The organism is Enterovirga sp. (genome assembly GCF_035325185.1).
In the GTDB taxonomy this organism is placed as follows: domain Bacteria; phylum Pseudomonadota; class Alphaproteobacteria; order Rhizobiales; family Beijerinckiaceae; genus Enterovirga.
In genome coordinates, this window is record NZ_DAOLAJ010000012.1 from 19,501 (window position 1) to 27,345 (window position 7,845).

General features: G+C 70.5%; 7 protein-coding genes. All 7 read right to left on the bottom strand.

What is annotated here, in order from left to right:
• Window positions 1-3: 3 nt before the first annotated feature.
• Window positions 4-2,157, bottom strand: coding sequence for a glycosyltransferase (locus tag PKD06_RS04155; RefSeq protein WP_324377887.1), 2,154 nt, complete (start codon window positions 2,155-2,157; stop codon window positions 4-6).
• Window positions 2,158-2,242: 85 nt separating this feature from the next.
• Window positions 2,243-3,823 (bottom strand): aldehyde dehydrogenase (NADP(+)), encoded by a 1,581-nt coding sequence (locus PKD06_RS04160; protein WP_324377889.1) that lies wholly within the window; start codon window positions 3,821-3,823, stop codon window positions 2,243-2,245.
• Between the two features lie 114 nt (window positions 3,824-3,937).
• Window positions 3,938-4,708, bottom strand: a complete 771-nt coding sequence (locus PKD06_RS04165; protein ID WP_324377892.1) for an SDR family oxidoreductase — start codon at window positions 4,706-4,708, stop codon at window positions 3,938-3,940.
• A gap of 58 nt (window positions 4,709-4,766) precedes the next feature.
• Window positions 4,767-5,495 carry an SDR family oxidoreductase gene (locus PKD06_RS04170; RefSeq protein WP_324377894.1) on the bottom strand — a complete coding sequence of 243 codons (729 nt, stop codon included), beginning with the start codon at window positions 5,493-5,495 and terminating at the stop codon, window positions 4,767-4,769.
• Entirely contained in the window at window positions 5,492-6,853 is a 1,362-nt protein-coding gene (locus PKD06_RS04175; protein WP_324377896.1) for a fatty acid--CoA ligase family protein, read from the bottom strand. Before PKD06_RS04175 ends, PKD06_RS04170 begins: the two co-directional genes overlap by 4 nt.
• 5 nt (window positions 6,854-6,858) lie before the next feature.
• Window positions 6,859-7,116 (bottom strand): acyl carrier protein, encoded by a 258-nt coding sequence (locus PKD06_RS04180; RefSeq protein WP_324377898.1) that lies wholly within the window; start codon window positions 7,114-7,116, stop codon window positions 6,859-6,861.
• 24 nt (window positions 7,117-7,140) lie between these two features.
• Window positions 7,141-7,845 (bottom strand): alpha/beta hydrolase (locus PKD06_RS04185; RefSeq protein ID WP_324377900.1); only part of this gene is annotated, 705 nt, incomplete at its 5' end.

Here is a 7,845-nt window from a genome sequence, read left to right on the forward strand (position 1 = left end):
TTTTCAAATATCCCGCACCCGCGAGAAGGAGAAAGCCGCAAGTCCCACATGCAGGTCGCGCAGGCCGTCGGCGCAGAGGTCGCGTGGATCGGACAGAAGGGTCAGCTCGACCTCGCCCCCCTTCTCGACCCTGGCTCCGAGGCGAATCTCCTGCGGCGCAGCCCCCCGCAGCCTCGCCTCCTCCTGCATGCCGCCGCTTTCCAGCCGCAGCCTCGCCTCGTCCAGGCCGGGCGGCGGGACGAGCCGGAGCGTCACCACCAACTCCTCGCCCGGCGCCTCGTCCGTGAAAAAGCGAAGCTTCGCCTCCGGGCGGCTGCTCCAGGCCCCCCAGCTCTCGAGCCCGTGCCAGCCTTCCGCCAGGGCGAGCCGGGCGACCTTGTGGCTCCAGGGCCGGAGGACGTCGCCCGGCAGGTTCTCCAGGGAATAGGCGATATCCGCCTTCAGCAGCGGCACCTTCTCCACCGACGCGGCGGAATCCTCCGCCAGGGCCTCGACCGCCTCGTGGAAGGAGAAGGTCGTCTCGTCCCAGCTCCGCGGCCGGAAGGCGGCCGCAATGGCGCGCTCCCGATCCCGCCGATGGGACGGATCGAAAATCGCGCGCTCGAAGACCTCGAAGGCGGAAAGAGGGTCGCAGGGATCGATATAGTCGCAGAAATCCCCGCCCACCTCCGGGATCGAGCTGCTCTTCGAGGCGACGCACAGCTTGCCCGCCGCGAGGCTCTCGCCCACCGGCATGCCCCAGCCCTCGACGAAGCTCGGAAAGGCCGTGAACAGGCAACCGCGATAGAGCGCCAGAAGCTCGCCGTCGCCGAGATCGTGCTTCACGACGATCCGGCCCGCCAGGAAGCCGGTCACGCGGCAAAGGTCCCGGAATTCGGCGATCCCCCAGCCCCAATGGCCGACGAGGACCAGATCCGGGACCGCCTCCGCGCCGTATTTGCGCAGGAGCGCGGCCCAGACGTCGAACAGCAGCAGGTGGTTCTTGCGCCCTTCGAGCGTGCTCACACAGAGGACATAGGGGCGCGGATGCGCGGGCACGGCATCGACCTGCGCCATATGGGGCCCGCGCGGCAATTCATGCGGCAGCGGCACCACCCGCGCCGGGGGCCGCCGGCCCGTCTCGGTGGAGAGGAAACAGCCGAGCTGGCGCTCGACGAAGGAGGAGTTCGTCAGGAAGAAATCGCAGAGGGAAAAAACCTCCATTCCCCGCTCCCGAACCTCCGCGAGACTGGCCGCATCCACGAACCGGCCGGCGGTGAAGGGAATGAGATCGTGGATATAGGCGCAGATCCGCACGCCCCGGGCGCGGATGCCGAGGAGCGTGGGGGCGTAGTCGGGGATGATCCAATAAGCTCCCGTGATCACGTAGCGATCTCCGGGGCGGAAGATCGCGCGCCGTCCTTCGTCGCGGATCGCCGCCACATCCGCGCTCAGCTCCGCCTGCGCGGCCGTCCCGGACAGGGCCTTGCCGACGAGACGTCGCAGCCCCTCCCCCGGCAGCACGACGATCTCCCCGTCCTCGGCGGGGGCGCAGAACTCGAAGGCCGGAAGCCTGGAGGATTGCGACAGTGAGGTCAGGATCAGGCCCGAGACCACGCGCTGGATCCCGGTGACCAGCGCGCGCTCCTCCAGGACGGCGAGAAGATCGCAGATGTCGAGAAAGGCGACGGGCCCCGGCGCGGAGCGCTCGTGATCCCGGCGAGCAACGTCGCGCCGCGCTGGGACGGCGCGCGTTCCGAGGCGAAGGATGCGCCCGCCGCCGCGCGTCGCCATCTGCGCGAAGCGCGCGGCATCGAGGCCCCTTCGCAAGGCTCCCGCCTCATCGGCGAGGCCGAGTTCCTTTGCCGTCTCCATGCGAAGGGCGAAGGTCTCCACCTGCCGGGCGCCGCGCAGGCTCAGATTCGGGATGGCGAATTCATAGGCGTGCCGGCCCTCGCCGATCCCGGCCGATGTGAGGTCGGGCCTGAGGGCGCTCGCTCCCGTCATGGCGGCCGGCATGCCGTCCACGACCAGCACGACCTGCACGGGCCGGCTGAAATCGGAGGTGTCGGCGGCCCACCCGGCGACGACGCGCCTCTCGAACCTGTCGAGGTGGCCGGCGAGCGGCGTCCTGCCGGAGGGCCGCCGCAGCTTGCGGAGCAAAGCCGGCCATTTCACGATCGGGCACCTCCCTCCCGCAGGCGGCGGATCGGGACGCGGAAGACCCCGCGTCCCGGATGGCGGGAGGGGCCCCGCTCGCCCCTCACCCCTGCTGGAGCTTGCCGTCGATCCGGCGCCAGATGTTCAGCGGATTTCCGTCCCTCAGGGCCACCGGCAGCAGGTCCTCGGGCAGGTCCTGGTAGCAGACCGGCCGCAGGAAGCGGGCGATGGCGAGCGTGCCAACCGAGGTCGAGCGCCCGTCCGAGGTCGAGGGGAAGGGTCCGCCATGGACCATGGCATGCGCCACCTCGACGCCGGTGCCGAAGCCGTTGACGAGGATGCGGCCCGCCTTGCGCTCGAGCAGCGGCAGAAGCCGGCGCATCGCCGCGTGGTCGCTCTCCTCGATATGCAGGGCGGCGGTGAGCTGCCCCTCCAGGCTCTCCAGGATCGAGACCAGTTCCGCCTCGTCCTTGCAGCGCACGACCAGCGAGGACGCCCCGAAGATCTCGTCCTGCATGGCGTGGTTGGACTTGAAGGCGGGAGCCCCCGTGCAGAACAGCCCCGGCCTGCCCTGGTAGGGGCCGCCCTCCTGGCCGCGGGCCAGGGTCTCGACCTTGTCCTGCTGGCCGAGCTTCGCGGCGCCGCCCTCATAGGCATCGAAGATGCCGGGCGTCAGCATGGTCGAGGCGGGCGCCGCCGCGACGGCTTCGGACGCCGCCTTCAGGAACTCGTCCAGGCCCGGCCCCTCGATGGCCAGGATCAGGCCGGGATTGGTGCAGAACTGCCCCGCTCCGAGCGTCAGTGCCCCGACGAAGCCCCGGGCGATCTCCGCCGGGCGCGCCTTCAGCGCCCCGGGCAGCAGGATGACCGGGTTGATGGAACTCATCTCGGCATAGACCGGGATGGGCTCGGGCCGCTCCGCCGCCACCTTCATGAGCGAGGTGCCGCCGCGCCGCGAGCCCGTGAACCCGACCGCCTTGATGCGCGGATCCGCCACGAGGCTCTGCCCGAGCTGGTAGCCGCTCACGTAGAGGAGCGAGAAGACGCCTTCCGGCAGCCCGCAATCGGCGACCGCCTTCTGCACCGCGCGGCCCACCAGTTCGGAGGTGCCGGGATGGGCCGAATGGGCCTTGGCGACGACGGGACAGCCCGCCGCCAGCGCCGAGGCCGTGTCGCCGCCCGCGACCGAGAAGGCCAGGGGGAAATTCGAGGCCGAGAAGACCGCGACCGGGCCGAGAGGCACGTTGCGCAGCCGCAGATCCGGGCGCGGCATCGGCTTCCTGTCGGGAAGCGCGGGGTCGATGCGGGGATCGAGGAACGAGCCGTCGCGCACGACCTGGGCGAAGAGCTTGAGCTGGCCGACCGTGCGGCCGCGCTCTCCCTCGATCCGCCCCCGCGGCAGGCCGCTCTCGGCCATGCAGCGCAGAATCAGCTCGTCCCCGATCGCCAGGATGTTGTCCGCGATCGTCTCCAGGAACCTGGCCCGCTCCTCGAGCGGCAATTCGCGATAGGGGTCGAAGGCGGCCCAGGCGAGCCCGCAGGCGCGGTCGATCTCCTCCTTGGTGAGGCCGGCGAATTTCGGCGCCAGCGGCTCGCCCCCCTTCGTCATGTCCACCGAGACGATCTCGCCCTGCGAGCCACGCACGGCCGCGCGGCCGATCAACGATTCACCCTTCAACGTCATCCTGTTCTCCTCCAGGCCGCGAGCGCAGCCTCCTGTCCCATCATTGTTCGAGGCTCAAATCCCCGCCGCCCGCCGGACCCGGAAAGGGCGCCGGCGAAGCGGTCAAAACTGCCTTCAGAGGCAGGCCGTAATGCCGCCGTCGACGTAGAGCACATGCCCGTTGACGAAAGAAGACGCGTCGGAGGCGAGGAAGATCGCCGCTCCGGCCAGTTCCTCGACATTCCCCCACCGCCGCGCGGGCGTCCGCTGCTCCAGCCAGGACGAGAAAACCGGGTTCTCGACGAGCGCCTGGTTCAGCTCCGTCTTGAAATAGCCCGGCGCGATCGCGTTGACCTGGAGCCCGTGCGGGCCCCAATCGGTGGCCATGCCCTTCGTGAGCTGCTTGACGGCTCCTTTCGAGGCCGTATAGGGCGCGATTCCCGGCCGGGCCAGCTCGCTCTGGACAGAGGCGATGTTGATGATCTTGCCGCGGCCGCGGCCGATCATGCGCCTCGCCACGGCTTGCCCCACATAGAAGACGGAATCGAGATTGGTCCGCATCAGCTCGGACCACTTCTCGACGGGAAAGTCTTCCAGCGCGGTGCGGAACTGCATGCCGGCATTGTTGACGAGGATGTCGATCGGCCCGATCTCGGCCTCGATCTTCTCGATGCCCGCCGCGACGATGTTCGGCCGGGTGACGTCGAAAGCGGCCGTCTCGACCCCCGTGAAGCCATCCTTGGTGAGCTCGGCCGCGGCGACCGCGAGCCGGGCGCCGTCGCGCCCGTTGAGGATCACCCGCGCCCCCGCCCCGGCGAGGCCGCGGGCGAGCGCATGGCCGATCCCCTTGCTCGAGCCCGTGACCAGGGCCGTCCGGCCCGACAGATCGAAGAGTTTCACCGGCATCTCCCTATCAGCAAGGAGATAAGCCAAGTCGGGCGGCGGGCTCAACCGCGGACAGCGCTCACGCCGTGCTGCCGGCATCCACGGTCAGGACGGTGCCGGTGATGTGGCGGGCCTTGTCCGACATCAGGAAGGCGACCGCGTCGGCCACGTCGCGCGGCTCGGGCAGGCGGCGGAGCGCGCTCCGGCCGGCGATCCGCGCCCGTTCCGCCTCGTCCATGCCCTCCGTCAGCGAGGTCTCGACGAAGCCTGGGGCGACCGCATTCACCGTCACCCCGAGCTTGCCGACCTCGCGGGCGAGCGAGCGCGTGAAGCCGATCATGGACGCTTTCGTCGCGGCATAAACCGAGAGCGCGTTGTAGCCGGTGAAGGCGATGATCGAGCTGACATTCACGATCCGGCCCCGGCCCGCGCTCATCATCCCGCGCACGAGATGCTTGGTGAGCATCATCGGCGCGAGCGTGTTCAGATGCACCAGCCGGGCGATCTCCGCATTCGGCATGGTCGCGAGCAGCCCCGGCGTGCCGATCGCGGCGTTGTTGACGAGGCCGTAGACGGGACCGTGCGCCGCCCGGATGCGCCGCGCCAGAGGCTGCAACCCGTCCAGCTCGCCGAGATCGCAGGGCTCGAAGAGGATCGCGCCCGGTGCCGCCTTCCCCATGGCCTCGTCGAGGGCGGCGGTCGGCCGGCGCGCCACCGCGACGACGCGATGGTCCGTGGCGAGCGCCTCGGCGATGGCGAGGCCGATGCCGCGGCTCGCCCCGGTGACGACCACCACCGGCGCGCTCACGGCGCCCTCCGCAGCTTGCCGCCGGCCGTCAGCGGCAGGCCGGGCACGAATTTCACGCTCGCCGGCACCTTGTGGCGGGCGAGACGGGGGCGACAATGGGCGAGGATCGCGCCCTTCAGGAGCACGGGATCCTCGGGCGGCTCCGCCTTCTCCTCGCGCAGCACGATCTCGGCCTCCACGACGGCGCCGAGAAGCGGGTTCGGCCGGGCGCGGACCCGCGACATCGACACGCGCGGATGAGCGTTGATGACGCTCTCCACTTCCTCCGGCTGCACCTTGGCGCCGCCGACATTGATGACGCCGGAACGCCGGCCGAGGAAATGGTAGCGCTCCCCGCGCAGTTCCACCCGATCGCCCGTATCGACGAAGCCGTCGGGTGCGATCAGTTCCTCGGCATCGGGTCCGAGATAAAGCCGCCCGGTCCGCCTGGAGCGGACATGCAGGGTATCGTCGCGCAATTCGATCTCGATCCCTGCGCGGGCTCCGAGGAACGTCGCCGGAAAGCCCTCGCGCCCATCCTCGACGGTGAAGCCGACGCCGCCCTCGGTCGAAGCATAGGCATGGGCGAGGCGGGCCTTCGGAAAGGCCGCCTTCAGGAGATCGAGGACGGCCTGGTCGGCGATCTCGCCCGAGAGGCGGACATAGCGGGGCGCGAGGCGGCCAAGTTCCGGGCTCATCAACGCGAGGCGCCAATGCGACGGGGTGCCGAGGAGATGCGTGACGCCCGCCTCCGCCGCGCGCGCCAGGAAGGCGCGTACCGGCTCCCCGGCATGGGACAGGACGAGGGAGGAAGGTCCGAGCATCGCGCGCAGGAACACTTGCAGGCCGCCATAGCGGCGGATGTCGTAGAAGGTGCTCCAGACGGTGCCGGGCTCCGTCGCGACAGCGGTGTCGATGGCGCCCGCAAGGCCCTCGAGCGTATGGACGACGAGCTTCGGCGCCCCGGTGGTGCCCGATGTCGCGAGCACCCATTCGGTGTCCAGGGAAGAGCCCGCCACCGCGCAGGCCGCCTCCACGTCGAGGCAGGGCAGGCAGGCCAGCGCCTCCGCGTAGGGGCTGCCCGCATCGGTGACGGCAAGCTCCACCTCGGCATCGGCGACGATGCGCGCCACGTGGTCCGGCGGCAGGCCGGGAGGCGCCAGGACCAGCCGGCGCACGAGGCCGTCGAGGGCGACCATCGCCCGCCCCGCCGTCAGTTGCCGGCCGGTGGCCACAAGCACGGAGCGGCCGGCGAGCTTCGCCGCGGCCGGCTCCTGCCCGGACCCGCGCAGGAGATCGGCATAGGCGATGCTCGTGCGGTCGTCCGACAGGACGAGGCCGTCCAGCCTCGCCGCCCCCAGTCGTTCGCGCAAGGTCATGGGAGTCAGGCCGCCCGCTTCAGGACGGCCCGGTCGTAGAGCGCGACGAGGTCGCCCACCGTGACGGGGAGGTCGGCCGTCTCCATGTCGCTGAACGGATCGATTCCGGTCAGGTCCTCCATCCGCGCCACGAACAGCGCGAAGCAGAGGGAGTCGAATTCCGTGTCGACGAGGACCAGGTCGTCCGTGATCGGCGGCATCTTTCTCTCGTGGTCGCGGGTGATCGCCTCCATCTCGGCGACGATGGTCGAATGCAGGGTCATGGGTCTCTCCGGGGTTGGACTGGATCAGGCGGCGATGCGGGAGCCGGCGAGCAGGCCGGCGAAATCCGCCGCGATCGCCCGCAGGATCGGCCGCGACCTCGGGATGAGGCGGCCGAGGCCGTAGAAGAAATGAATCATGCCGGGATGGCATTCGTGCCTCACGGCCACGCCCGCGCGCCGCAGTCTCGCGGCATAGGCGGCTCCGTCGTCGCGGACGGGATCGAATTCGGCGGTATGGATATGGGCCGGCGGCAGGCCGCGCAGATCGGCCGCGCGCAGGGGCGAGAAGCGCGAGGCGAGCGTCCCGAGCCCGCAGGTTTCGGCATCCCGGCGGATCGTCCCCGCATCCAGGAAATATCCTCTCGCATGGTCGCGGCGTGAGGGGCTCGTGCCGAGGGGGTCGAGGACGGGGCAGATGAGAAGCTGGCCCGCGATGGCCAAGTCGCCCCGCATCTCCTGGCAGGCGGCGGCGGCGAGGCCCGCTCCGGCCGAATCGCCGCCGATGGCGAGGCGTCCCGGATCGATCCCGAGGGAGCGGGCATGCTCCGCCACCCAGGCCGTCGCCGCGAGAGCGTCGTCGAGGGCGGCGGGAAAGAGATGCTCGGGCGCAAGGCGATAGGCGACGGAGACGATCCGCAACCCGCCCTCCGCGAGCGTGCGGCAGATGCCGTCATGCGTGTCGAGGTCGCCGGTCACGAGGCCGCCGCCGTGGAAGAAGACGAGGCCGGC